This window comes from Streptomyces albireticuli, from assembly GCF_002192455.1.
Lineage (GTDB): Bacteria > Actinomycetota > Actinomycetes > Streptomycetales > Streptomycetaceae > Streptomyces > Streptomyces albireticuli_B.
Window position 1 is genome coordinate 5,962,268 of sequence record NZ_CP021744.1, and the last position, 24,049, is coordinate 5,986,316.

At 73.7% G+C, this 24,049-nt stretch carries 27 protein-coding genes; 12 read left to right on the forward strand and 15 right to left on the reverse strand.

Annotated elements, in window-relative coordinates; genetic code table 11:
• Nucleotides 1–54 precede the first annotated feature (54 nt).
• From SMD11_RS25825 to SMD11_RS25840, 4 genes are read left to right on the forward strand one after another with little or no spacing between them, the layout of a single operon-like run.
• On the forward strand, nucleotides 55–1,050 hold the full coding sequence (locus SMD11_RS25825; RefSeq protein WP_087928716.1) for a segregation and condensation protein A: 996 nt from the start codon (nucleotides 55–57) through the stop codon (nucleotides 1,048–1,050).
• A gap of 20 nt (nucleotides 1,051–1,070) precedes the next feature.
• Nucleotides 1,071–1,754, forward strand: coding sequence for an SMC-Scp complex subunit ScpB (gene scpB, locus SMD11_RS25830; RefSeq protein WP_418952483.1), 684 nt, complete (start codon nucleotides 1,071–1,073; stop codon nucleotides 1,752–1,754).
• Nucleotides 1,754–3,079, forward strand: a complete 1,326-nt coding sequence (locus SMD11_RS25835; RefSeq protein WP_087928719.1) for a pseudouridine synthase — start codon at nucleotides 1,754–1,756, stop codon at nucleotides 3,077–3,079. The genes scpB and SMD11_RS25835 overlap by 1 nt, the downstream gene beginning before the upstream one ends.
• 50 nt (nucleotides 3,080–3,129) lie before the next feature.
• The gene (locus SMD11_RS25840) at nucleotides 3,130–3,918 is read left to right on the forward strand and encodes a DNA polymerase beta superfamily protein (protein WP_087928720.1); all 789 of its coding nucleotides are present in this window, start codon (nucleotides 3,130–3,132) and stop codon (nucleotides 3,916–3,918) included.
• 160 nt (nucleotides 3,919–4,078) lie between these two features.
• On the opposite strand, the gene SMD11_RS25845 is transcribed toward SMD11_RS25840, so the two are convergent.
• Together SMD11_RS25845 and SMD11_RS25850 are read right to left on the reverse strand one after the other, a co-directional pair.
• The gene (locus SMD11_RS25845; protein WP_087928722.1) at nucleotides 4,079–4,807 is read right to left on the reverse strand and encodes a DNA polymerase beta superfamily protein; all 729 of its coding nucleotides are present in this window, start codon (nucleotides 4,805–4,807) and stop codon (nucleotides 4,079–4,081) included.
• A gap of 85 nt (nucleotides 4,808–4,892) precedes the next feature.
• Entirely contained in the window at nucleotides 4,893–5,255 is a 363-nt protein-coding gene (locus tag SMD11_RS25850) for a DUF952 domain-containing protein (protein ID WP_087930737.1), read from the reverse strand.
• Between the two features lie 244 nt (nucleotides 5,256–5,499).
• On the opposite strand from SMD11_RS25850, the gene SMD11_RS25855 reads away from it, so the two are divergent.
• From SMD11_RS25855 to der, 4 genes are all read left to right on the forward strand, one after another.
• Nucleotides 5,500–6,585 (forward strand): prephenate dehydrogenase, encoded by a 1,086-nt coding sequence (locus tag SMD11_RS25855; RefSeq protein ID WP_087928724.1) that lies wholly within the window; start codon nucleotides 5,500–5,502, stop codon nucleotides 6,583–6,585.
• 163 nt (nucleotides 6,586–6,748) lie between these two features.
• On the forward strand, nucleotides 6,749–7,489 hold the full coding sequence (gene cmk, locus SMD11_RS25860; RefSeq protein WP_234366164.1) for a (d)CMP kinase: 741 nt from the start codon (nucleotides 6,749–6,751) through the stop codon (nucleotides 7,487–7,489).
• 50 nt (nucleotides 7,490–7,539) lie between these two features.
• Nucleotides 7,540–8,127: a lysophospholipid acyltransferase family protein gene (locus SMD11_RS25865; protein WP_234366467.1), complete on the forward strand. Its 588-nt coding sequence runs from the start codon at nucleotides 7,540–7,542 to the stop codon at nucleotides 8,125–8,127.
• A 67-nt stretch (nucleotides 8,128–8,194) separates the two neighbouring features.
• A complete protein-coding gene (gene der / locus SMD11_RS25870; protein WP_087928728.1) occupies nucleotides 8,195–9,658 on the forward strand; it encodes a ribosome biogenesis GTPase Der in 1,464 nt (487 codons plus the stop codon).
• 87 nt (nucleotides 9,659–9,745) lie between these two features.
• Here der and SMD11_RS25875 read toward each other — a convergent pair whose 3' ends face one another.
• Both SMD11_RS25875 and SMD11_RS25880 read right to left on the reverse strand, forming a co-directional pair.
• A complete protein-coding gene (locus SMD11_RS25875) occupies nucleotides 9,746–10,087 on the reverse strand; it encodes a hypothetical protein (RefSeq protein WP_324614775.1) in 342 nt (113 codons plus the stop codon).
• 143 nt (nucleotides 10,088–10,230) lie between these two features.
• Nucleotides 10,231–11,046, reverse strand: a complete 816-nt coding sequence (locus SMD11_RS25880) for a hypothetical protein (protein WP_087928731.1) — start codon at nucleotides 11,044–11,046, stop codon at nucleotides 10,231–10,233.
• 268 nt (nucleotides 11,047–11,314) lie between these two features.
• Here SMD11_RS25880 and SMD11_RS25885 point away from each other — a divergent pair, with 268 nt between their 5' ends.
• Both SMD11_RS25885 and SMD11_RS25890 read left to right on the forward strand, forming a co-directional pair.
• On the forward strand, nucleotides 11,315–12,565 hold the full coding sequence (locus SMD11_RS25885) for a glycosyltransferase family 4 protein (protein WP_087928732.1): 1,251 nt from the start codon (nucleotides 11,315–11,317) through the stop codon (nucleotides 12,563–12,565).
• 89 nt (nucleotides 12,566–12,654) lie between these two features.
• Nucleotides 12,655–13,548: a hypothetical protein gene (locus SMD11_RS25890; RefSeq protein ID WP_087928733.1), complete on the forward strand. Its 894-nt coding sequence runs from the start codon at nucleotides 12,655–12,657 to the stop codon at nucleotides 13,546–13,548.
• A gap of 21 nt (nucleotides 13,549–13,569) precedes the next feature.
• On the opposite strand, the gene ctaD is transcribed toward SMD11_RS25890, so the two are convergent.
• From ctaD to gvpO, 9 genes are all read right to left on the reverse strand, one after another.
• Complete coding sequence (ctaD, locus tag SMD11_RS25895; RefSeq protein WP_087928734.1) at nucleotides 13,570–15,252, reverse strand: cytochrome c oxidase subunit I; 1,683 nt, start codon at nucleotides 15,250–15,252, stop codon at nucleotides 13,570–13,572.
• A 159-nt stretch (nucleotides 15,253–15,411) separates the two neighbouring features.
• Nucleotides 15,412–15,675 carry a gas vesicle protein K gene (locus SMD11_RS25900; protein ID WP_087930738.1) on the reverse strand — a complete coding sequence of 88 codons (264 nt, stop codon included), beginning with the start codon at nucleotides 15,673–15,675 and terminating at the stop codon, nucleotides 15,412–15,414.
• Between the two features lie 8 nt (nucleotides 15,676–15,683).
• Nucleotides 15,684–15,884 carry a gas vesicle protein gene (locus tag SMD11_RS25905; RefSeq protein WP_087930739.1) on the reverse strand — a complete coding sequence of 67 codons (201 nt, stop codon included), beginning with the start codon at nucleotides 15,882–15,884 and terminating at the stop codon, nucleotides 15,684–15,686.
• Complete coding sequence (locus SMD11_RS25910) at nucleotides 15,826–16,734, reverse strand: GvpL/GvpF family gas vesicle protein (RefSeq protein WP_234366166.1); 909 nt, start codon at nucleotides 16,732–16,734, stop codon at nucleotides 15,826–15,828. Before SMD11_RS25910 ends, SMD11_RS25905 begins: the two co-directional genes overlap by 59 nt.
• A 2-nt stretch (nucleotides 16,735–16,736) precedes the next feature.
• Nucleotides 16,737–17,102, reverse strand: a complete 366-nt coding sequence (locus SMD11_RS25915) for a gas vesicle protein (RefSeq protein ID WP_087928735.1) — start codon at nucleotides 17,100–17,102, stop codon at nucleotides 16,737–16,739.
• Nucleotides 17,087–17,287, reverse strand: a complete 201-nt coding sequence (locus SMD11_RS25920) for a gas vesicle protein GvpG (RefSeq protein ID WP_087928736.1) — start codon at nucleotides 17,285–17,287, stop codon at nucleotides 17,087–17,089. The genes SMD11_RS25915 and SMD11_RS25920 overlap by 16 nt, the downstream gene beginning before the upstream one ends.
• On the reverse strand, nucleotides 17,284–18,036 hold the full coding sequence (locus tag SMD11_RS25925; protein WP_087928737.1) for a GvpL/GvpF family gas vesicle protein: 753 nt from the start codon (nucleotides 18,034–18,036) through the stop codon (nucleotides 17,284–17,286). Before SMD11_RS25925 ends, SMD11_RS25920 begins: the two co-directional genes overlap by 4 nt.
• On the reverse strand, nucleotides 18,033–18,449 hold the full coding sequence (locus tag SMD11_RS25930) for a gas vesicle structural protein GvpA (protein ID WP_087928738.1): 417 nt from the start codon (nucleotides 18,447–18,449) through the stop codon (nucleotides 18,033–18,035). Before SMD11_RS25930 ends, SMD11_RS25925 begins: the two co-directional genes overlap by 4 nt.
• Nucleotides 18,450–18,512: 63 nt before the next feature.
• The gene (gvpO, locus tag SMD11_RS25935; RefSeq protein WP_087928739.1) at nucleotides 18,513–18,824 is read right to left on the reverse strand and encodes a gas vesicle protein GvpO; all 312 of its coding nucleotides are present in this window, start codon (nucleotides 18,822–18,824) and stop codon (nucleotides 18,513–18,515) included.
• A gap of 405 nt (nucleotides 18,825–19,229) precedes the next feature.
• On the opposite strand from gvpO, the gene SMD11_RS25940 reads away from it, so the two are divergent.
• Nucleotides 19,230–19,445 (forward strand): I78 family peptidase inhibitor, encoded by a 216-nt coding sequence (locus SMD11_RS25940; protein WP_087928740.1) that lies wholly within the window; start codon nucleotides 19,230–19,232, stop codon nucleotides 19,443–19,445.
• A 116-nt stretch (nucleotides 19,446–19,561) separates the two neighbouring features.
• On the opposite strand, the gene SMD11_RS25945 is transcribed toward SMD11_RS25940, so the two are convergent.
• Together SMD11_RS25945 and SMD11_RS25950 are read right to left on the reverse strand one after the other, a co-directional pair.
• On the reverse strand, nucleotides 19,562–20,578 hold the full coding sequence (locus SMD11_RS25945) for a phosphatase PAP2 family protein (protein ID WP_087928741.1): 1,017 nt from the start codon (nucleotides 20,576–20,578) through the stop codon (nucleotides 19,562–19,564).
• Between the two features lie 304 nt (nucleotides 20,579–20,882).
• On the reverse strand, nucleotides 20,883–22,058 hold the full coding sequence (locus tag SMD11_RS25950) for a glycosyltransferase family 39 protein (protein WP_087928743.1): 1,176 nt from the start codon (nucleotides 22,056–22,058) through the stop codon (nucleotides 20,883–20,885).
• 198 nt (nucleotides 22,059–22,256) lie between these two features.
• On the opposite strand from SMD11_RS25950, the gene SMD11_RS25955 reads away from it, so the two are divergent.
• Entirely contained in the window at nucleotides 22,257–23,903 is a 1,647-nt protein-coding gene (locus SMD11_RS25955) for an MFS transporter (protein ID WP_087928745.1), read from the forward strand.
• Nucleotides 23,904–24,049 lie beyond the last annotated feature (146 nt).

Consider the following 24,049-nt stretch of genomic DNA (forward strand, 5'->3'; position numbering starts at 1 on the left):
GCTAACCTGCCGTTGGGCCGCACGGCCCGCTCTCTGCCCGCACCTGGAACGTCGATGCCCGTAGCCGCCTCCTCCCCGGCCCGCCGCCCCCTCGGGCGCGGTGCACCGGACCGGGCGCTGCCGACGCCGCCCGGCGAGGGCGCGGCCGGGCCCGGTGCCGCCGCCCCCGGGACGTCCCCGGGAAGCGCCCCGGACGGCCCGCCGGGACCGGAGGCGGCCGACGACGGACGGTTCACCGTCCGGCTCGACAACTTCGAGGGCCCCTTCGACCTGCTGCTCCAGCTGATCTCCCGGCACAAGCTGGACGTCACCGAGGTCGCGCTGTCGAAGGTCACCGACGAGTTCATGGCGCACCTGCGCGCCATGGGCCCGGACTGGGACCTCGACCAGACCACCGAGTTCCTGGTGGTCGCGGCCACCCTCCTCGACCTCAAGACGGCCCGCCTGCTGCCGGCCGCCGAGGTCGAGGACGAGGCCGACCTCGCCCTGCTGGAGGCCCGGGACCTGCTGTTCGCCCGGCTGCTCCAGTACCGCGCGTACAAGAAGGTCGCGGACATCTTCGAGGAGCGGCTGGCGGCCGAGGAGCACCGCCACCCGCGCACCGTCGGCCTGGAGCCGCACCACGCCGAGCTGCTGCCCGAGGTCGTCCTCGGCATCGGCCCGCACGGCCTCGCCGAGCTGGCCGTGAAGGCGATGCGGCCCAAGGCCGAGCCCCGGGTCCTGATCGAGCACATCCACGCGCCGCTGGTCAGCGTCCAGGAGCAGGCCCAGGTCGTGGTGGCCCGGCTGCGGGCGTCCGGCGCGGCGACCTTCGGGGACCTCACCCGGGACGCCCCCGACACCCTGACGGTCGTGGCGCGCTTCCTCGCCCTTCTGGAGCTCTACCGCGAGCGGGCGGTCGCCCTGGACCAGGAGCTGGCCCTGGGGGCGCTGACGGTCCGCTGGACGGGCGCGGAGGACGCCCGGCCGGTGGTGACGGACGAATTCGACCGCGAGCCGCGGGACGACGGGTCCGAGGAGACGCGGGAGACGAGGGAGACGACGGCGTGAACGGTGCGACGGATACCGGGGTGACGGACAGGGACGCGGACGCCGGGCCGGACCCGGCCGAGGGCCGGGGGCCCCGGCCCGCCGGGCTGCGGGACGTGGCCGGGCTCGCCCTGCGGCCCGCCCTGGAGGCCGTCCTGATGGTCGTCGACGAGCCGGTGGCCGAGGAGTACCTCGCCCGGGTCCTCGACCGGCCCCGGCGCGAGATCACCGAGGCGCTGCACGGGCTGGCCGCGGAGTACACCGCGCAGGGGCGCGGTTTCGAGCTCCGCGAGATCGCCGGCGGCTGGCGGTTCTCCACCCGCCCGGAGTACGCCGACGCCGTGGAGGCCTTCGTCCTCGACGGCCGGCAGGCCCGGCTGACCCAGGCCGCGCTGGAGACTCTGGCCGTCGTCGCGTACCGTCAGCCGGTCAGCCGTTCGAGGGTCTCCGCGGTCCGCGGGGTGAACTGCGACGGCGTCATGCGCACCCTCCTCCAGCGGGGTCTGGTGGAGGAGACGGGGACGGAACCCGAAACAGGTGCGATCCTGTACAGGACGACGAATTACTTTCTGGAGCGAATGGGCCTGCGCGGCCTGGACGAGCTCCCGGAGCTCGCCCCCTTCCTCCCCGAGGCGGAAGCGATCGAGGGCGACACCCAAGAAGGTGTGCCGTCGTTCGATCCGGACGCACCGGACACCGACGCAGACGACAAGACGGAATTTTGATGCGAAGCAGCGGCAGGAACAGCGGAAGCGGCAACCGGGACGACCGGGGCGGGCGAGCGGGAGCTCCCCGTCCGGCCTCCGGGGGCGGACGCGCGGGCGGCGGTCGTTCCGGCGGCGGTCGCCCCGAGGGCGGTCGCTCCGGCGGCGGACGCTCCGAGGGCGGGCGCGCGGGCGGCGGTCGCTCCGAGGGCGGCCGTTTCGACGGTGGCCGTTCCGGTGGCCCCCGCTCCGGCGGTGGCCGGTCCGAGGGCGGCCGCTCCGGCGGTGGCCGTTTCGACGGCGGCCGTGACGGCGCCCGTCGCGACGACAGGCAGCAGGAGCAGCGTCCGCGCCGGCCGCGCCCCGAGGAGCGCCGCTACGACGTGGGCAACGACGCCCCCGAGAACCGCGGCGCCCGGGGCGCGGCGGCCCGCGGCGGCGCCAAGGGCGGTCCGCGCAAGAGCCCCACGGCGGGCTCCGGCGGCCGCACCAGCGGTCCCGCCCGCGGCCACCGGACCCTGCCGGGCCGGCCGCGCGAGCTCGACGCCAAGATCGAGGAGCGCAACCGCGAGCGGCACAACAAGCCGCAGGTCAAGACGCCCAAGACGTTCCCCGGCGCCGAGCAGGAAGGCGAGCGCCTCCAGAAGGTGCTGGCCCGGGCCGGCATGGGCTCGCGGCGCGCCTGCGAAGAGCTGATCGAGATGTCCCGCGTCGAGGTCAACGGTGAGATCGTCACCGAGCAGGGCCTGCGCGTGGACCCGGAGAAGGACGAGATCAAGGTCGACGGCCTCACGGTCGCCACCCAGTCCTACCTCTTCTTCGCGCTCAACAAGCCGGCCGGCGTCGTCTCCACCATGGAGGACCCCGACGGCCGCCAGTGCCTCGGCGACTACGTCACCAACCGCGAGACCCGGCTCTTCCACGTCGGCCGCCTCGACACGGAGACCGAGGGCATCATCCTGCTCACCAACCACGGTGAGCTGGCCCACCGCCTCACGCACCCCAAGTACGGCGTTCAGAAGACCTACCTGGCGGCCATCACGGGCCCGCTGCCGCGCGACATCGGCAAGCAGCTCAAGAGCGGCATCCAGCTGGAGGACGGCTGGGCCCGCGCCGACAACTTCCGGGTCATCCAGCAGACCGGCAAGAACTACCTGGTCGAGGTCACCCTCCACGAGGGCCGGAAGCACATCGTGCGCCGGATGCTCGCCGAGGCCGGCTTCCCGGTCGAGAAGCTGGTCCGCACCGGCTTCGGCCCGATCCCGCTCGGTGACCAGAAGTCCGGCTGGCTGCGCCGCCTGACCAACACCGAGGTCGGCATGCTGATGCGCGAGGTGGATCTCTAAAACCCCGGGACCGGCGATCCCGCAGCTGGAATGCTTGATCCATGAAAAATATGGAGATAGGAGCGGACCGGCTGCGGGCCGCCGGACTGCCGGACGCGGACCTGTCGCCCGTGCTCGCGGAGCAGGGGCACCCGCTCGTCTTCGCGACCGTTTCCGGAGCCCATCTGTACGGCTTCCCGTCGCGCGACTCGGATGTGGACCTGCGGGGGGTCCATCTGCTGCCGCTGGACGACCTGATCGGGCTCCGGGAGGGCGAGGAGACCCGGACCGTGACCGGGCCGCAGGACGGTGTCGAGATGGATCTCGTCACCCATGACCTGCGGAAGTTCGTCCGGATGATGCTGCGCCGCAACGGCTACGTCCTGGAGCAGCTCCTCTCACCGCTCGTGGTGCGCACCACGGACGCCCACGCCGGGCTGGTCGCGCTGGCCCCGGGTGTCCTCACCCGCAACCACGCCCACCACTACCGCGGCTTCGCCGTCACCCAGTGGCGGCTCTTCGAGAAGCAGCACGGGCTGAAGCCGCTGCTCTACACCCTGCGGGTGCTGCTCACCGGCATCCACCTGATGCGCAGCGGCGAGGTCGAGGCGCACCTCCCCACGCTGCTCGACCATGTGACCGCCCCCGGCTACGTCCGTGAGCTGATCGCGGCGAAGGCGGAGGCCGAGCAGGGGCCGCTGCGGGGTCTGGTCGACGTGGTGCGGGTCCAGGAGGACGTCGAGGCGCTGCACGCGGAGCTGGCGGCGGCCCAGGAAGGGTCGCTCCTGCCGGAGAGCCCTTCGCGTGAGACGCACGACGCCCTGCACGACCTGGTGGTGCGGGCCCGGACGGCGGGCTAGCCCGGAGCACGGGGGCTCCGCCCGGGACCCCGGGATCAAGGACCGGGCGGGCTTCCGGCGGTCGTCCGGGCCCTTCGGTGAAGGCAGACCTGTGCGACATCCAGCCTGCCCGACGCTTGAGGACACCGCGCGACAGCGCGGCGAGGGGGCTTGCCCCCGGTCACGGGAGGGGCCGGGGTGGAGAAGAAACCCCCGCCGAACCCCGCCGCACCCGCACCAGGAAGTCCTCCACCCGCCGCACGTCGGGCTCCGCCGGCAGCCGGGACACCGCCCCCGCCGTCTCGTTCTCCTCCCACAGGCGGCCGAGCCATTCCTCGGCCTCCGCCCAGGACAGCTCACCCCGCCGCACCGCCAGCAGGCGGTCCCGCTCCTCGCCCACCTCGATGACGAGCCGGCCGGTGCGCAGCAGGTCACGGCAGCTGATCAGCAGCCGCAGCAGGTGCATCGCGTGCTTCCAGCGGGGCGCGCCGTGCGTGCGGAGGTCCGCCTCCAGCTTCTTGCGCTGGGCCACGGCGTAACCGGCGAAGGACTGCCGGACCCGCTGCGAGAGGAAGGCGTCGCGCAGGCCGAGCAGCTCCAGACCGGTGGCGTCGGCGTGCTCGACGAGCGGGGAGTGCAGGCACTCCAGGATGTTGGGGTTGCCCCGCAGGGCCAGCTCGCAGAAGCGCTCCAGCTCCCAGGAGAACCGCTCCTCGCCCGGCCCCTCCACATGCGTGGGCGGCTTGGTGAAGCCCCAGAACAGCGGCGTGGGCGCCACGTAGACGCCCCGGCGGTCGGTGTCGCTCGTCTCCGTGGCCAGCCCGAAGGCGCGCGACCCCATCACACAGGTGTAGACCGAGTGCCCGGTCACCAGGGCGTGACCGGAGGGGAGCGGGGCATCGGGGCGCATGGGGCGATTGTGACCGCCCCCACGGGGCCACGTCACTCGGGTTTCCCGCCGCCCGGCCCACGGCGCCGCGGAGGTGCCGGCGGCCTCAGGACCAGACGGCCAGGCCCGTCGCCCGTCCCTCCTCGTCCCGCTGGACCTCCATCATCCCGTCGACCGCGTCCCGGTTGATCCGCCCGAAGACGTGCGGGAACAGCGTCCCCTCCGGCACCCCGGGCGGCGGCGCCGGGTCGGCGGCCTCCCAGCGGACCATGACGTCCAGCTTGTGCTCGTCGATCAGCAGCACCATCAGCGGGGCGGGCGTCGCGCGGTAGAAGGCCGTGACGACCGCCAGCGTGGTCTCCTCGTCCGGGGAGCAGTGCACGAAGCCCTCGTCCGAGAGGGAGGCGGGGGAGTACGGGCGGTCGGGCACGGCCAGCCAGTCGTCCAGGGGCACCACGTGATAGATCATGTACATGGTTGTACCGGACGCGGGCCCGCCCGTGGCGGAGGGCGGCCCCCGGGCCGCGCCGGTCCGTCCGGGGCCGGCCCCGCGACCGCCGGCCGGGCTTACGCCGATCGGGCCGCCCCGCACATCCGCCCGCCGCGCTGACTAGGCTGGTCGGGCACGCTACGCCGGTCCGGTCCGCGGCCACACCGAGCGCCCGTAGCACCGCATCCGTGTCCCCCGGCCGCCTCCCGCAAGGACTTCGCCCGTGAGAACCGCCCTCGTCATCGGTACCGGACTGATCGGCACCTCGGCCGCCCTCGCCCTCGCCGGCCGCGGCGTCCACGTCCACCTCGTGGACCACGACCCGGCCCAGGCGGAGACGGCCGCGGCCCTCGGCGCCGGCACCGACCGGGCCCCGGAGGGCCCGGTCGACCTCGCCATAGTGGCCGTGCCGCCCGCGCACGTCGCGGCCACCCTCGCCGAGGCCATACGCGGCGGCGCCGCCCGCGGCTACCTCGACGTGGCCAGCGTCAAGGGCGGCCCGCGCCGCGAGCTGGAGACCCTCGGCGTCGACCTCACCACCTACCTGGGCACGCACCCGATGGCCGGCCGGGAGCGCTCCGGCCCGCTGGCGGCCACCGCCGACCTCTTCGAGGGCCGCCCCTGGGTGCTCACCCCCACCCGCGACACCGACACCGAGGTCCTCAACCTGGCCCTCGAACTCGTCGCCCTGTGCCGCGCCGTCCCCGTCGTCATGGACGCCGACGCCCACGACCGGGCCGTCGCCCTCGTCTCGCACACCCCGCAGCTGGTCTCCAGCATGGTCGCGGCCCGCCTCCAGGACGCCGACGAGACGGCCGTACGGCTGTGCGGCCAGGGCATCCGCGACGTGACCCGGATCGCCGCCTCCGACCCCCGGATGTGGATAGACATCCTCTCCGCCAACCCCGGGCCGGTCGCCGACGTCCTCGCCGCCGTCGCCGCCGACCTCGAAGGGACCGTGCGCGCCCTGCGGGCCCTGGACTCCGGCGACGACGACCGGCGCCAGGACGGCGCGGCGGGCATCGCGGACGTGCTGCGCCGCGGCAACGCGGGCCGCACCCGGGTGCCCGGCAAGCACGGCTCGGCGCCCGCCGTGTACGAGACGGTGACGGTGCTGATCGGCGACCAGCCGGGCGAGCTCGCCCGGATCTTCGCGGACGCGGGCCGGGCCGGCGTCAACATCGAGGACGTGCGCATCGAGCACGCCGCCGGCCAGCAGGCCGGTCACATCCAGCTGATGGTCGAGCCCTCGGCGGTGCCGGGCCTGATCGAGACGCTCCAGGAGCGGGGCTGGTCGCTCCGGCAGTGAGCCCCGGCGGGCGCCGCCGCGCGGGTCCGCGGGCCCCACGGCGGCGCCCGTTCCCGTCCCCGGCGAGAGGACGGGTGGCGAGCCAGTAACCTTGTCCGAAGGCCCCAGCGGGCCCCACCGAGCCCGGATCGCCGGAATCTCCCCCGCCACGTGCACTAGGAAGGTGTCAGACACCGTGGGCAACGCCGCCAACGCCGCCAATGCCACAACCGCCGCCCGGACCGCTCCGGCAGCGGTCATCGTCGGCATCGACGGACCTTCCGGCACCGGCAAGTCGAGCACCTCCAAGGCCGTCGCCGCCAAGCTCGGCCTGCGCTACCTGGACACCGGGGCCCAGTACCGGGCCATCACCTGGTGGATGCTGAGCAACGGCATCGACGTGAACGACGCCGAGGCCGTGGCCGACGCCGCGGGCAAGCCGGAGATCGTCTCGGGCACGGACCCGGCCGCGCCGACCATCACGGTCGACGGTGCCGACGCCGCCGCGCCCATCCGCACCCAGGAGGTCACCTCCGCGGTCAGCGCCGTCAGTGCCGTGCCGGAGGTGCGGGCCCGGCTGACCGAGCTCCAGCGCGCCATCGCCGCCGAGGCCCCGGACGGCATCGTGGTCGAGGGCCGTGACATCGGCACCACCGTCCTGCCGGACGCCGACCTCAAGATCTTCCTGACGGCCTCGGCCGAGGCCCGCGCGGCCCGCCGCAGCGGCGAGCTGAAGGGCAAGGAGGCCACCGACCTGGCCGCCACCCAGGCCGCCCTGGTCCGCCGGGACGCCGCCGACTCCGGCCGGAAGACCTCCCCGCTGGCCAAGGCGGGGGACGCGGTCGAGGTCGACACCACCGAGCTGACCTTGGAGCAGGTCATCGAGTGCGTGGTGACCCTGATCGAGGAGAAGCGGTCGGCGTGAGCGCGTCCGCGTCCGGCGCCGCCGTGGGGCGGCGGATCGGCATCGGCCTGATGTACGGGCTGTGGAAGCCGCGCGTGCTGGGCTCCTGGCGGGTGCCCGCCGCGGGGCCGGTGATCCTCGCGGTCAACCACTCCCACAACCTGGACGGCCCGATGCTGATGGGCACCGCGCCCCGGCCGGTGCACTTCCTGATCAAGAAAGAGGCGTTCGTCGGTCCGCTGGACCCGTTCCTGCGCGGGATCGGCCAGCTGAAGGTGGACCGCACGGGCGCCGACCGCACCGCGATCACCGGCGCGCTGGACGTCCTGGCCGACGGCGGCGTCCTGGGGATCTTCCCCGAGGGCACCCGGGGCGAGGGCGACTTCGCCTCGCTGCGCGCGGGGCTCGCCTATTTCGCCGTACGGTCGGGCGCGCCGATCGTGCCGGTGGCCGTGCTCGGCAGCGCCGAGCGGCGGGGCCGGGCGATATCCGCCCTGCCCCCGCTGCGCAGCAGGGTCGACGTGGTCTTCGGCGACGCGTTCGCGGCCGGCGACGGCAGCGGGCGGCGGACGCGCACGGCGCTGGACGAGGCGACCGTGCGGATCCAGGGCCGGCTCGCCGCGCACCTGGCGGACGCCAAGCGGCTTACCGGCCGCTGACAGAGACTTTGAGTAGTGGGTCGCGTAAGAGTGGCCCGCCGATGACGAAGAACGAGGAACGGACTTCATGAACGACCAGATCCACTCCGGCGACGAGCACGGTGAGCTTGGCGACGCCGAGTACGCGGAGTTCATGGAGCTCGCGGCGCAGGAGGGCTTCGACGCCGAGGAGATCGCCGGCGCGCTCGACGAGGCCGGGCACGGCCCGCTGCCCCGCCTCGCCGTCGTCGGCCGTCCCAACGTCGGCAAGTCGACCCTGGTGAACCGCATCATCGGCCGCCGCGAGGCGGTCGTCCAGGACAAGCCGGGCGTCACCCGTGACCGCGTCACCTACGAGGCCGAGTGGGCCGGCCGCCGCTTCAAGGTCGTCGACACCGGCGGCTGGGAGCAGGACGTCCTCGGCCTCGACGCCTCCGTCGCGGCCCAGGCCGAGTACGCCATCGAGGCCTCCGACGCGGTCGTCTTCGTCGTGGACGCCACCGTCGGCGCCACCGACACCGACGAGGCCGTCGTCAAGCTGCTGCGCCGGGCCGGCAAGCCCGTCGTGCTCTGCGCCAACAAGGTCGACGGCCAGTCCGGCGAGGCCGACGCCGCCGCCCTGTGGTCGCTGGGCCTGGGCGAGCCGCACCCGATCTCGGCCCTGCACGGCCGTGGCACCGGCGACATGCTCGACGCGGTGCTGGAGGCGCTGCCCGACGCCCCCGCCCAGACCTTCGGCACCGCCGGCGTCGGCGGCCCCCGCCGGATCGCCCTGATCGGCCGCCCGAACGTCGGCAAGTCCTCGCTGCTCAACAAGGTGGCCAACGAGGAGCGCGTCGTCGTCAACGAGCTGGCCGGCACCACCCGTGACCCGGTCGACGAGCTGATCGAGCTCGGCGGCGTGACCTGGAAGTTCATCGACACCGCGGGCATCCGCCGCCGGGTGCACCTCCAGGAGGGCGCGGACTACTACGCCTCGCTGCGCACCGCCGCCGCCGTCGAGAAGGCCGAGGTCGCGGTCATCCTGATCGACTCCAGCGAGTCGATCAGCGTGCAGGACCAGCGCATCATCACCATGGCCGTGGACGCGGGCCGCGCCATCGTGCTGGCGATGAACAAGTGGGACACGCTCGACGAGGAGCGCCGCTACTACCTGGAGCGCGAGATCGAGACCGAGCTCGGTCAGATCGCGTGGGCGCCCCGGGTCAACGTCTCGGCGCGCACCGGCCGCCACATGGAGAAGCTGGTCCCGGCGATCGAGACGGCCCTGGCGGGCTGGGAGACCCGGGTGCCCACCGGCCGGCTGAACGCCTTCCTCGGTGAGATCGTCGCCTCCCACCCGCACCCGATCCGCGGTGGCAAGCAGCCGCGCATCCTCTTCGGCACCCAGGCGGGCACCAAGCCGCCGCGGTTCGTGCTGTTCGCCTCGGGCTTCCTGGAGGCGGGCTACCGGCGCTTCGTCGAGCGCCGGCTGCGCGAGGAGTTCGGCTTCGAGGGCACGCCCATCCACATCTCGGTGCGGGTGCGCGAGAAGCGCGGGCGCAAGAAGTAAGCGGCCGGAAGACAACGGGGCCCGGGCCCCGACGGCCGGGCCCGGGTTCGTCCGGCCCGAGCTGGTCGGGGCCGGGGTGAAGAGCGGTCAGAAGCCGCGCATACGGCCGTCGCGCGGTGCGGGCGGCAGCGCTGCGGGCAGGTGCCCGCCGCGCTGCCGCCCGTAGTACATGTCCCAGCCACCCGGGTGTCCCGGCGGGCCCGGGTAACCCTGCTGGGCGCCGAGCTGCCCGGCGTAGCCCTGCCCGCCGTACGGGGACCAGCCGCCGACGAGCTGGGGGCCGAAGCCCACGAACCTCAGATCCTCCTCGCCCGAGCGGTCGAAGGGGAGGGCCCGGAACGAGCGGCGGTACTCGGAGTAGAGCGCATCGTAGATCGGGGTGACCGAGGCGGGGTGGCTCTGGGGGGCGGCATCGCGGGACGGTCGCATACCGGGGATGTGATTCGGGTACGGGATCCGGGAGGCAGGCTCGTATGAGTGCACATATGAGCCAACGAGCCCGTGGCCCGTCGGATGCGGCCACGGGCGCGAATGACCCGCCGGCGCGTGGGGGAGCGGCTGCCCGGCGCCGGTCACGTGCCCGCGAGCGGCATGGTGGCGGCGACCAGCTGACCCCGGGACGCGGCGCGGTCCAGGGCCTCCCGCAGCAGGTCCTCGCGCGGCTGCTGCCCGATCGTGCCGACCGGTGCCGCGAGCACCAGCACCCGCTTCGTCTTGTTCACGGCGGCCCGCCAGTCGTCGGCGACCTGCATCGCCTGGTGCGCCTGCCACCACGCGCTCGCCTTGGCGCCGGGCACGGCCGGCTGGAGGATCGCGTGCAGCTTCCCCATGGCCACCAGCACCGACCAGCCCGGGTTGGGCTCCGGCACCTCCTCGACGGAGGCCACCGGCGCGAAGCCCTGCTCGATCAGGAGCGGCAGGAAGACGTCGACGGGGCCGGTGGTGCCGGGGCGGGCGATCGGGCCGAGCGGCTCGACGACGAGCGCCGGGATCAGCTCGTCCTTGATCAGGACCAGCCCGCTGGTCACGCCCAGCTCCGCCTGGACGGGGCCGTCCGCGGCGGGAGGGGCCTGCGGGGCGGCCGGCGCGGGCGCCGCCGCGGGCGCGCCGGCCTCGCCGGTGATGGACCGGACGGCACCCTGGAGCTGCTCCTCCGAGACCGGGACGACCTGGGAGGGGATGCAGGCGGCGTGGGCGAAGGCCAGCACGGCCGTCTCCTCGCCGACGAAGAGCACGGTGCTGGTGCGCTCCCGCTCGGTGTTCCCGGGGGTGCGGCAGGAGGTGCAGTCGTAACTGCCCGGGGCGTTCTCGCCGCCGAGCAGTCGCTCGGCCTCTTCGTCGCCGATCTCGGCGCGGACGTCGTCGCTGACGTCGAGCATGCGCGGCACGGTGGCTCCTAGAACTCGGTGCGTTGTGGCGCCGGGCGTCTCCCGGCTCGTATGGAAGACAACGGGTGATCCACGGCCGGGGTCACGCACCGGCGGCGGGAGCGGCCGGGAACCGCCGGTGGGGGCGGAAAGTTCCCCGATCCGCTACCGATTCCCCATCCATCGGGCAACGAGTTGGTGATCACGGCCAACCTCCGGGGCCCCGTAACGGTCTAATCTCTCGGTAGGCGGGCTGCATGGAATGTCCGCGGCGGACGGCTGGGGACGAATGCACATCTCATTCCTGATTCACAACGCGTACGGCATCGGCGGGACGATCCGCACCACGTACAACCTCGCCGGGACCCTGGCGGAGCAGCACGACGTGGAGATCGTCTCCGTCTTCCGGCACCGTGAGGAGCCGGTCTTCTCGCCCAGCCCGAAGGTGCGCCTGCGCCACCTCGTGGACCTGCGCAAGGGCACCCCCGGCTACGAGGGCGACGACCCGGAGTACGAGCGCCCGGCCACGGTCTTCCCGCGCGCCGAGGGGCGCTTCAAGCAGTACAGCGCGCTGACCGACCGGCGGATCGCCGAGCACCTGCGGAGCCTGGAGAGCGACGTCGTGGTCGGCACCCGGCCCGGCCTCAACGTGCACATCGCCCAGCAGGCCCGCCGGGGCGTCGCCCGCGTCGGCCAGGAGCACCTCACGCTGGCCACGCACTCCCCGCAGCTGAAGCTGACCCTGCGCACGCACTACCCCCGCCTGGACGCCGTCACGACCGTCACCGAGGCGGACGCCGCGACCTACCGCAAGCTGATGCGGCTGCCCGGCGTGCGCGTGGAGGCCGTGCCCAACAGCATCCCGGCGCCCGCCCTGGAGCCCGCGGACTCCACGGGCAAGTGGGTGATCGCCGCCGGCCGGCTCGCCCCCGCCAAGCGTTACGACCTGCTGATCCGCGCCTTCGAGAAGGTCGTCGCCGAGCGCCCCGACTGGCGGCTGCGGATCTACGGCGCCGGTGCCGAGCGCGCCAAGCTGCGCGCCCAGATCGACAAGCGCGGGCTGTACAACCACGTCTTCCTCATGGGCCCCGCCAACCCCCTGGACCCCGAGTGGGTCAAGGGCTCCATCGGCGCCGTCACCTCCAGCCTGGAGTCCTTCGGCATGACCATCGTCGAGGCGATGCGCTGCGGCCTCCCCGTGGTCTCCACCGACTGCCCGCACGGCCCCGGCGAGATCATCGACAACGGTGTCGACGGGCTGCTGGTGCCCACCGGCAAGGTCGACGCGATCGCGGCCGGCCTGCTCAAGCTGATCAACGACGACGAGCTGCGGCGGCGCATGGGCAAGGCGGCCCTGGAGAGCTCCGCGCGCTTCGACCCGGCCCAGGTCGCCGGGCGCTACGAGTCGCTCTTCACCGACCTCACCTCCCGCGGCGGCCTGCGCGGCTCGCTGCACCGCACCCGGGGCGCCCTGCTCAGCAGCGCCCTGCGGACCACGGACCGCAGCCGGTCCGCCCTGCGGAAGGCGCGCGCCGCATGACCCCTTCCGCGGCCCGCCCCGCCGGCGATCCCCCCGAGCACACCCCGTCACCCCCGTCAGACCCTTCGCATCCCGAGGAGCCCACCACCGTGTCTGCCCCTCCCCTCTTCGGCGCGGGGGATCCCAGCGCCGACTGCATCGCGGATTCCGCGGGCGGGCTCACCTTCGACCTCGACGCACCCGGCCTCCCCGACACCTCGGGTGACTGGTCCGCGGCGCTCGTCCTGCGCCGCCGGGGGAGCGAGGAGGAGGCCGAGGAGGTGCGCCTGCCGCTCGCGCCCGACGGGGACGGCCGGCTGCGCGCCGTGCTGCCCAGCACCGTCGCCCTCCCCGAGGGCCGCTGGGACGTCTACGCCGCCTCCGCCGACGCCGAGCCCCGGCGCCTGGTGCCGGGCCTCGCCGACCTCCGCTCGCTGGTCGACCGCAGACCCGGGCCCAGCACCTCCCCGCTGGCCGTGCGGATCCCCTACGCGACCAAGCACGGCAACCTCTCGCTGCGCAGCTGGCTCCGCGGCCCGCACGCCGAGGCCGGTGACCTCCTCCTCAGCCCCACCGGTCTCACCGGGCACGGCCGCCTCTACCGCGTCCAGGACCCCGCCGCCTGGCTCTCCGGCGCCGTGGTCGAGGCCCGGCTGCGCCGTGACCCCTCGGTCGTCCGCACCGCCCCGGTCACCGCCGCCGAGGCCGAGGCGGCCGACGGCACCGACGGCCAGGACTTCACCTTCACCCTCCGCTACGCGGAGCTGGCCGAGGAGTGGCACGGCGGCCTGGACGTCTGGGACCTGTGGCTGCGCACCGCCGACGGCTCCGCCTCGGCCCGCATCGCCCGGATCCTCGACGACATCGCCGACAAGAAGCAGATCTTCACCTACCCGGCGAAGGACGTCGACGCCGCGTACGCCCCCGCGCAGGCCGGGCCGTACTACACGGCCGACAACGACCTCGCGGTCCGCGTCGACGAGCGCCCGCCGGCCGCCCGCTGACCGCGGCGCGTCCCGCCCCGGTCAGGGGGCGGCCGGTTCGGGCCGCTCCGTGACCGGGGGCTCCGCCTCTTTGGCGATCTCCGGGTGGTGCAGGTCGAAGGCGGGCGACTCGGAGCGGATGCGAGGGAGCGTCAGGAAGTTGTGCCGGGGCGGCGGGCAGGACGTCGCCCACTCCAGCGAGCGGCCGAAGCCCCAGGGGTCGTCCACCTCGATCCGCTTCCCGTACTTCGCCGTCTTCCAGACGTTGTAGAGGAACGGCAGCGTCGACAGGCCCAGCAGGAACGCGCCGATCGTGGACACCGTGTTCAGGGCCGTGAAGCCGTCGGCCGCCAGATAGTCCGCGTACCGCCGGGGCATGCCCGCCACGCCCAGCCAGTGCTGGACGAGGAAGGTGGTGTGGAAGCCGACGAACAGGGTCCAGAAGTGGACCTTCGCCAGGCGCTCCTCCAGCATCTTCCCGGTGAGCTTCGGCCACCAGAAGTAGAAGCCCGCGAACATCGCGAACACCACCGTGCCGAACACCACGTAGTGGAAGTGGGCCACCACGAAATAGCTGTCCGTGACCTGGAAGTCCAGCGGTGGCGAGGCCAGGATCACCCCGGTCAGCCCGCCGAACAGGAAGCTCACCAGGAAGCCCACCGCCCACAGCATCGGCGCCTCGAACGACAGCGAGCCGTGCCACATGGTGCCGATCCAGTTGAAGAACTTCACCCCGGTCGGCACCGCGATGAGGAAGGACATGAAGGAGAAGAACGGCAGCAGCACCGCGCCCGTGGCGAACATGTGGTGGGCCCAGACCACCACCGACAGGGCCGTGATCGCCATCGTCGCGCCGATCAGCATCACATAGCCGAAGATCGGCTTCCGGGAGAACACCGGGATGATCTCCGTGATGATGCCGAAGAACGGCAGCGCGATGATGTAGACCTCCGGATGGCCGAAGAACCAGAACAGGTGCTGCCACAGCAGCGTGCCGCCGTTCTCCGCGGCGAAGATCCGCGAGCCGAACCGCCGGTCCGCCTCCAGGCAGAGCAGCGCCGCCGCCAGCACCGGGAACGCCATCAGGACGAGGATCGAGGTGAACAGCACGTTCCAGGTGAAGACCGGCATCCGGAACATCGTCATGCCCGGCGCGCGCATCCCGATGATCGTGGTCAGGAAGTTCACCGCGCCCAGGATCGTGCCGAACCCGGACAGCGCCAGCCCCATGATCCACAGATCGGTGCCGATCCCCGGCGAGCGGACCATGCTGTTCAGCGGGGCGTAGGCGGTCCAGCCGAAGGTGGCACCGCCCTGCGGCAGCAGCAGACCGCTCACCACGATCAGGCCGCCGAAGAGGTACAGCCAGTACGAGAACATGTTCAGCCGGGGGAACGCCACGTCCGGCGAGCCGATCTGCAAGGGCATCACCGCGTTGGCGAAGCCCGCGAAGGCCGGGGTCGCGAAGAGCAGCAGCATGATCGTGCCGTGCGCCGTGAACGCCTCGTTGAACCGCTCGTTGGTCACCAGCTGAAGGCCCGGCCGGGCCAGTTCGGCGCGCATCAGCATCGCCAGCAGGCCCGCCAGCAGGAAGAACGCGAACGAGGTGATCAGATAGAGATGGCCGATCTTCTTGTGGTCGGTGGTCGTCAGCCAGTCCACCACGATCCGGCCGGGCTGCCGCTCCCGCGCCGGAGTGGCCGCCTGCGCGGTGTCCGTCCCCATCTGCGCTCCCTCGATGTCATCTTCGACGGGCTTTCGGGCTCACGCCATGATGCTCGTCGCGAGGGCGGCGCGCGAGGGCGCCTCCGGTGTGTCCCGGGCGCGTTCCGGCCGGACCGCACCCCGAGCGCCCTCGCCCGGCGGTGACCGGCCGACGGCCCGTCACTCCCGGGGCAGCAGGGGTCCCAGCGGCCCGAGGTCCACGTTGAGGTCCTCCGGTTCCAGGCCGTAGCGCTCGCGCAGCTCCGCCATCCGGTCGGCCAGCAGCATCAGCGTCAGCCCGATCCGCTCCTCCTGGTCCTCGGTCAGATCGCCCTGGTCCACGCGGCGCAGCGCCTGCCGCTCCATCAGCTGCCGCAGCAGCTCCACCACGGTGAGCACCAGCCGCATCAGGTCCCGCTCGACGGTGTCCCGGTCCAGCTCCATCCGGCGCGTCACGGCGCTCCTCCGTCCTGTCCCCGGAGCGGGGACGGCTCGCACGGCTCCCACGGGGCGGGCACGGCGGCGCCGACCGAGCCGAGCAGGGCGTGCAGGTCGATCCGTACGAGGTCGACGTCGGCGATCCGCAGCGTGAGGTCACCGGCGATCACCACACCGCCCGCCAGCAGCCGGTCGAGGACGTCCAGCAGGGACATCTCGCCCCGCCCGGCGGGTGGGCCCGGGCCGGGCACGGATGTCACGGCGCCTCCCGGGGTGCCACGAAGGAGTACGGCGCCCAGGGCCGGAGAGCTCCACCCGCAGCCCGTCCCGGAGGTCCGCGAACGCCCCGGCCGCGGACCGGAACGCCCGGGTGCGCTCGCGCCGCACCAGATAGGCGGCGTTGAGGAGGTTGTGGCCGGGCCGCCCGGACAGCCGGGCGTCCCGCGGCGGGTGCAGTCTGGCCTCCTCGGCCAGGGTGAGCAGCGCGCCGTGGACGCGCGCGACCGCCTCCTCCGCGCGCAGCCGGCCCTCCTCGCGGGCCCGGTGCTCGGCGCCGCGCCGGGCGAGGTAGTCACGGCCCGAGCCCTCGGGGCCCTTCGGGCGAGGGCCGCTCTCCGCCGCCGGTCCGGGGTCCGTCCAGACCTTGACGGCCCACTCGGCGCGGCCCTCCAGCCGGTCGAGGGCCGCGTCGAGCTCGGGCCGGCCCGCCGCCAGCATCCGGCGCAGCCCGCGCTCGTCGCGGTAGACGGTCGCGAGCCGCAGCGGCAGCACGCAGGCGCGTGCCGCGGCCGCGTCGACCACCCGCTGATGGCCGCGTGCGACCCGCTCCAGCCAGCCGAGGTCCTCCAGCCGCTCCCGCAGCGGCGCCTGGTCGAACTCCGCCGCCGGGACGCTGCCCACCAGCACCACCAGCCCCTGCTGCCGTACGGCGCGTACGGGCTCGCGTGCCGCGCCCGTGACCCCGGGCAGCTCTTCCTCGGGCAGGTCGGCGTCCCGGGCGACGGCGTAGGCGTACAGCAGCGCGCCCTCGGAGCCGTTCCCGGCGTCCGTGTCGCTGTCGGTCATCGTCACTCCTCCTGAGTCTCCTGTGCTGCCTGGATCTCCCGCGTCTCCCGGGACTCCAGCGCGGCGATGCGGGCCTTGAGCCGCTCGTTCTCGGCGCCCAGGTCCCGCCGGCGGGTGCCGGGGGAGAGCGCGGGGTCGTGCTCCCACCAGTCGATGCCCATCTCCTTGGCCTTGTCGACGGAGACGACGATCAACCGCAGCTTGATCGTGAGGAGTTCGATGTCGAGCAGATTGATCCGGATGTCGCCCGCGATGACCACGCCCTTGTCGAGCACCCGTTCAAGGATGTCGGCGAGGTTGGCCGAGGCACCGGGCGGAGGTGGCGGCGAGGGCAGCCGCCCCGCCGGGCCCGTCAGGACGTCGTCCATCGCTGTGCCTCCTCCAGACGGTCGAGGAGCGCGTCCTCGCACCTGTCGAACTCCTCCTCGTCGATCAGCCCGGCCGTCAGCCGCTCCTCCAGGCGCCGGAGCTCCCCTTGGACGACGGCCGGGTCGTGGTACAGGCGCTCCGCCTCGGCCAGCACCTGGCGCAGCACCCAGCCGACGAAGGTCATGGGGTGACGAAGCTGTACGGCGGCAGCGGGCCGTGCACCTTGAGGTCCAGCTGCGGATGGGCCTTCTCCAGCCCGGCGGCCGTGGTGAGCAGCCGCTCGGCGGCGGGCCGGGTGAGCAGGAAGGAGAGGTTGACGAACCAGCCGGCGCTCTCCGGGCCGGGCCGGCACTCCTCGGCCAGCGGCCGCAGGCTGTCCTCCACCAGGGCCGCGTCCCGCACCTCGCGCTCGCGCACCCCGTGCGCGACCAGCTCGCCGAAGCGCAGCCGCTCCTCGTACGAGCCGCCGCCGGACGCCCGGTTGGCCGCCGCGAGGGCGCGCAGCTCGGCGTTCCCGGCGAGGACGAGGTGCAGGACCACCTCTTCCCGGTGCACGGCCTTGACGTTGTACTCGACGCGGCCGGTGAGCCGGTCCAGCTGTTCCCGGTAGCGCTCGGCGTGCTCCGCGAGCACCGCGCGCACCTTCTCGTCGCTGTCGGAGACGCTGCCGAAGCGCATGGGCAGCACGGTGGACCACCGGCCCACCTCGGCCAGCACCCGCTGGTGCGCCAGCAGGTCGCGGCGCTTGGGACGCAGCCGGTCGGGGCAGTCGCTGACCACGGCGGTCAGCCCGCCCCCGCCGACGACGCGCACCGGACGCGGTGGGTCGCCGACCCCGGTGAGCCCCTCGGGCAGCTCGTGCGGCTCCGGTTCCGCCGGGCCGGCCGGGTCCGCCCGTTCGTCGCGGGCGATGCCGTAGACGTAGGTGGTCACTCGCTCTCCTCCTTGTCCTTGCGGGAGCCGGTGGCGCGCCGGACGCGGCTCTCGCCCTTCTCACGGGCCTGGCCCAGGGCGTCGGTGACGGTCTGCGCGGCACCGGACAGCGCGCCCTTGGCCTTGCCCCGGGCGCCGCTCTCGGTGACCTCGCCGACGAGGTCGGGCAGGCCGGGGCTGCGGTTCGGGCCGGCTTCCAGGTCGAGTCGGTTGCAGGCCTCGGCGAAGCGCAGATACGTGTCCACGCTGGCCACCACGACCCGTATGTCGATCTTCAGGATCTCGATCCCGACCAGGGAGACGCGGACGAACGCGTCGATCACCAGGCCGCGGTCGAGGACGAGCTCCAGGACGTCGTACAGGCCGCTGGTGCCGCCCGCACCCCCGGACTGCTGCGCCGGGACAACGCTCATGTCTGGACCTGTTCCTCTCGTGGGGAGGTCGTGGCGGTGGCCGCGAGGGCCGGGGGCCGCGCCTCAGCGCCCGGCCCTCCCGCGCTCGTAGCGGCGCACGCGGCGGTAGCCGGTGAGCAGGCCGTCCGGGTCGAGGGTCACCTCGTAGAGCGCCACGATGCTCATGGTCTCGGGCACCCTGGTGACCTCGGTGACCTCGGCCTCCAGCACCCAGCCGGCGTCGGTCCGCTCGAAGCGGGAGACGCCCTCGGGGCACATGCCGGTCAGCTCGGTGAGCTGTTCGCGGGCCGCGCGCAGGAGTTCCACGGGCGTCGGCTCCCGCTCGCCACTGTCGTTTTTACGGCTTTTTCCCGATGTATCCGATGTGTCTGTCATGGGGTCCTCGGTGTGCCGGGTACCTCGGCGACGCCCCGTCAAACCCATGGGTTGCGGCGGCGGGTATCGGAATATTGCATTCCGGATTTCCCCGGTGCGGAGGGTGGGAAAAGACGGCGCGTAAAGGCGTCCGGGTATTTCCGTGACCCGTGGGACACGGAGGAATTCCCGGGATGCCGCTGGCAGTTATGGACGCCCTCCGGTCAAAGTCCGGAGCGTTTGCCGGTGATGATTTACGCGGCTTCCGCGCGGGATTACGGAAGGCCCGTACGGGTGAGGTGTCCGACGGTAAACCGGCGCGGGTTTTCTGTGACAGAAGCGTGACCAGTGGCGGACCGGAAGCGGACGGAACCGTGGGCCTGTCGACGCTTCCACCGACGCGGGCGGCGGCCTACGGTGAGTCCCATGGCACCTCTACCGAACATCCCCGCCGAGCCCGACGACGCCCCCGAGGGATACACCGGCCTCGACGCCGCCGAGGCCTCCCGGCGGGCCCGCGAGCGCGGCTGGGCGACCGTGCGCGCCCTCGCCCCCGGCACGGTCGTCACCATGGAGTACCAAGTGGGCCGGCTGAACTTCGAGGTCGAGGAAGGCACCGTGCGGCGCTGCTGGAAGGGGTGACCGGCCGGAGACGGAGCGGCGGCCCCGGGACCCCTCGGTGAGGGGTCCCGGGGCCGCCGTGCGCCCGCGCGGGGGAGTGCGTACCACCCGCGCGGACGTGGAGCCCCGTGCCGGTCTCAGCCGCCGACGGTACGGCCGCGGCCCGTGGCGGGGCCGAGCGGCGAGGTGCGCGGCGAGCGGTCGGAGTGCGGCGGCCGGCGGCTGCCGGTCGGGGTGACCGGGGTGCGCTCGGAGCGGGCCGTGTGCGGCCGGGGCGGCAGGTGGGGCCGGCCCTCCGGCACCCGCGGGCCGCTCGTCGAGCGGCTGCCGACGCCCACGGGTTCGCGGGCGGGCCGCTGGTCGTCGGCGGGGGCGCGCGGCGCCCCGACGGTGCCGAGCGGGGCGGCCGCGGCGGGCACCGGCGTGGCGCGCTCCCGGAGGCGGTGCCAGCCGGCCAGCAGCCAGGCCTCGGCGACGGCCATCGGCGCCTCGAACCACGGCAGGGCGAGCAGGACCAGCAGTCCGGCGCTCCAGCCGAGGGTCACATCGCTCATCCAGTGGGTGCCGAGGTAGACCGTGGTCATGCCGACGCCCAGCGCCAGCAGCGCGGCGATCACCGAGGCCACCCGGCGGGTGCGCGGCGTGGTGGCCAGATAGGCGAGGACGCCCCAGGTCACCACCGCGTTCGCGGTGTGACCGGAGGGGAATATGTCGCCGCCCGCGAACATCTCGTTGGAGCCGACCGAGGTGGCGTAGTGCGGACCGAGCCGGCCCATGCCGATCTTGGCGGCGCCGACGGTGGCGTTGAGCAGCAGCAGCGACGTGCCCAGCACCAGCAGCGGGCGCAGCGTCTTCTGCTTGTAGGTGCACCAGCCCAGCCACGCGGCCACGGCGACGGCGGTGGGCCCGCGCTGGCCGAGGACCACGAAGTAGTCGAGGAAGGTGTGGATCTCCGGCCACTGCTTGTACGGCCGGAAGAGCATGACCTGCCAGTCGAACCGCACCGGCCAGGACGTGGTGAGCACGCCGACCACGATCGCCAGATAGACCACGGAGGTGGCCACGAAGATCCCGAGACGGGTCCGGGTCATCCGCGGCCGCACGGGCTCGGTCGGGCGCTCCTCCGGTGGGACGAGCTCGTCTTTGGTACGCACTCAATCGACGTTACATTGCGTGACAGGAGGCTTCGGCCGATCGGGCTGGTTTGTGATGACGATGTGATGTGGAATGCGTCTCAAACATGACTTACAGCACGTTCGAAGAGGCCCAACGTCCTTGCGGCGAAGGCGGAACGGAAAACCCCGCCGCATTCCGGGGAACCGTGGGAACGGACAGTTCCGCGCGTTCCTTTCGCATTTCCCGTCACTGTTTATCGGCGATTCTCCGGGCCTTCTCCCGGAGTTCCCCAGGGGAAATGCCGGCACCGCCCGCCGGGCGCCGGCGCCTTCGCCGGCACGGTCACGGCGGGCCGGAGCCGTGCAGCCAGAACGCCCCGTAGACCGCCGACACCAGAGCCACCAGAGACACCGTCAGCACCGCCCGTACCGTCCGCAGCCGTGCGACGGCCGTCGCGAGCGGCAGCAGCAAGGGGAACGCCGGCATCATCAGCCGGGGCTTGGAGCCGAAGTACCCCTTGGCCGTCAGGGCCAGCAGCAGCACCACACCCCCGTACACCAGCAGCGGCAGCGGTTCGCCGCGGCGCACCCCGGTCGCGTACAGCCACACCACCAGGACCACGCCGATCAGCAGACCGAGGCCGGCCGGCCAGGCGGGGCCCGCCAGCCGCTCGCCGACGAAGCCGGCGAAGGCCACCCCGCCGTCGAAGCCGTTGCCCCAGCCGCCCTGCACATCGAGGTAGCCCGTCACCGAACCGGTCCGCGCGCCGACCCAGGAGAAGTACGCCAGCCAGCCGAGCGGGGCGAGGGCCACGCCCAGCAGCATCCGGCCCGCCGGCCGCCGGCCGCCGCGCCACCACACCACCGCGGCCGTGATCCACACGGCCGCGACGACGGCCGCCCCCACCGGCCGGGTCAGCCCGGCCAGCGCGGCCAGTGACCCCGCCCACACCCACCGGCCGGTGAGCACGCAGTAGACGCTCCACGCGGCCAGCGCCGTGAAGAGCGACTCGGAGTACGCCATCGACTGCACGATGCCGACCGGCAGCGCCGCCCACAGCGCCACCAGCGCGAGGCCCGCGCGCCGGCCGTGCAGCCGGTCGCCGGTCAGGAAGATCGCCCAGGCCGCGAGCAGCGAGGTCACCGCGCTCACCAGGAGCCCGGCGTCGGCGGCCGACAGCGGCAGGACCGCGGACAGCCCCCGCTCCAGCCACGGCAGCAGCGGGAAGAACGCCAGATCGGAGTGGACCTTCCCGCCGGACAGCTCCAGGGTGTAGCCGTAGCCCCGCTCGGCGATCCGGGAGTACCAGAGGGAGTCCCAGCGCGCCGACAGCAGCTGGTGCGCGTCCCGGTCCGCCGCCCATGCCCACACCGCGAGCACCATCAGCCCCAGCACTCGCACCCCCGCGAACACCAGCAGCGCGGGCACCGCGCGGCGCAGCGCCCCGCGGGCACCGGCGGCGCCGGGCGCGGCGCCCGCCCCGGCGCCCGTACCGGCGGGAGAAACGAGATCAGTCACCGATCAATTGTCCAGCATGCGCGCCACGCCTCCGGCCAGGGACGACGACGTGACGCGCGGCACGTATCCGTGGCCGGGACTCGCGTACTCTGTCGACTCACTCGCCCTCGACACCTCCCCCGGCCATCGCCGGGAGGAGCCCCCGGCCCCAGCCCCCCGGCCCGCGGTCGGCGGCGAGCGCACGACACGGAGGTGTGTATGTCCGGGACGACCACTGCCGGCCCCCGACGGGCGGCGGGCGTCCCCCGGCAGCGGTCCCGGTACGGGCAGTGGCGTCAGCCGCGCCCGCTGTCCGGCCGTGGCGCCGGGGCCAACCGCTGGACCGTGCTCGTCGTCCTCTGCGTCAGTCTGCTCCTCGTCGCCGTCGACGCCACGGTCCTGCACGTCGCCGTCCCGGCCGTCACCGAGGACCTGCGGCCCGGCGCCATCCAGCTGCTGTGGATCGTCGACGTCTACCCCCTCGTCTGCGCCTCGCTCCTCATCCTCTTCGGCACTCTCGGCGACCGCGTCGGCCGCCGCCGGGTGCTGCTCCTCGGCTACGGGCTCTTCGGCGTGGCCTCCGCGCTCGCCGCGGTCGCACCCACCCCGGAGGTGCTCATCGGGGCCCGCGCGCTGCTCGGCGTCGGCGGCGCGATGATCATGCCCGCGACGCTGTCGATCCTCCGGCAGGTCTTCCCCGACCGGCGGGAGCGGGCGCTGGCCGTCGGCGTGTGGAGCGCGGTCGCCGCCGTGGGTGCCGCCTGCGGGCCGCTGATCGGCGGCTTCCTCCTCGAACACTTCTGGTGGGGCTCGGTCTTCCTCATCAACATCCCGCTGATGGCGGTCAGCCTGCCCGTCGGACGCTGGCTGCTGCCCGAGTCCACGGGCGACGGCGACGGCCCCTGGGACGTGACCGGCGCGCTGATGGCCGCCTTCGGCCTCTTCGGCGTCGTCCTCGCGGTGAAGCGGCTGGGCGGCGGGGAGCCGCCGCTGACCCTGGCCACGGTCGTGCCCGGCGCGGTCGGCGCCGCGCTCCTCGTCCTCTTCGTCCGCAGGCAGCGGCGGCGCGCGCACCCGCTCGTCGACCTCCGGATGTTCGCCCGGCCGGCCTTCGGGACGTCCGTGGGCTGCATAGTGCTGGCCATGCTGGCACTGGTCGGCCTGGAGCTGATAGCCGCGCAGTACCTCCAGCTCGTGCTCGGGCTCACACCGCTGGAGACCGGCCTGCGGCTGCTGCCGCTCACCCTCGCCGCGATGGCCGCGGGCCTGGTCGGCTCCCGGCTGCTCCAGCGGCTCGGCCCGCGCGCGATGGTCGCCCTCGGCTTCGTGCTGACCGCGGCGGCGGTCGCCTCGCTGACGGTGATGGGCACGCAGGACCGCCCCACGGTGCTCGTGGGCGGCTTCGTCCTCCTCGGCTTCGGCCTGGAGACCACGCTCTTCGGGGCCTACGAGTCGATGCTCAGCGAGGCCCCCGCGGAGTCCGCCGGCGGGGCCGCGGCGATCGGCGAGACCTCGTACCAGCTCGGCGCGGGCATCGGCATCGCGCTCCTGGGCAGCGTCATGAACGCCACGTACGCGCCCGGCGTCGCCGGCGCGCGGGGGGTGCCGAGCGCGGACTCGGCCGCCGCGAGCCACTCCCTGGGCGAGGCCTACGAGGTCGCCTCCCGGCTCGGGGGGCCGGCGGGGGAGGCGCTGCGGGTGGCGGCGCGGGACGCGTTCGTCCACGGTCTGCATGTGACGTTGCTGATCAGCGCGGGGCTGTTGCTGCTGGGGGCGGTGGCGGCGACGCGGCTGCCGAAGGCGATGGACTGCGGCGGGGGCGCGGCGGACGAGGCCGCGCCGGTGGCGGCGGAACGGTCGAGCTGAGCGCGGGGGTTCCTTCCGCCCGCACCTACCCGGACCGGGGCCGACGCCGCCGGGTCGCGCGTACCGCCGGGGGTGCCCCGACGGGCCCGGCGCCTCCCGGAGGCATCTGGACGGGTTCGTGAACGGGCGTTAGCGTCGGGCCGTGA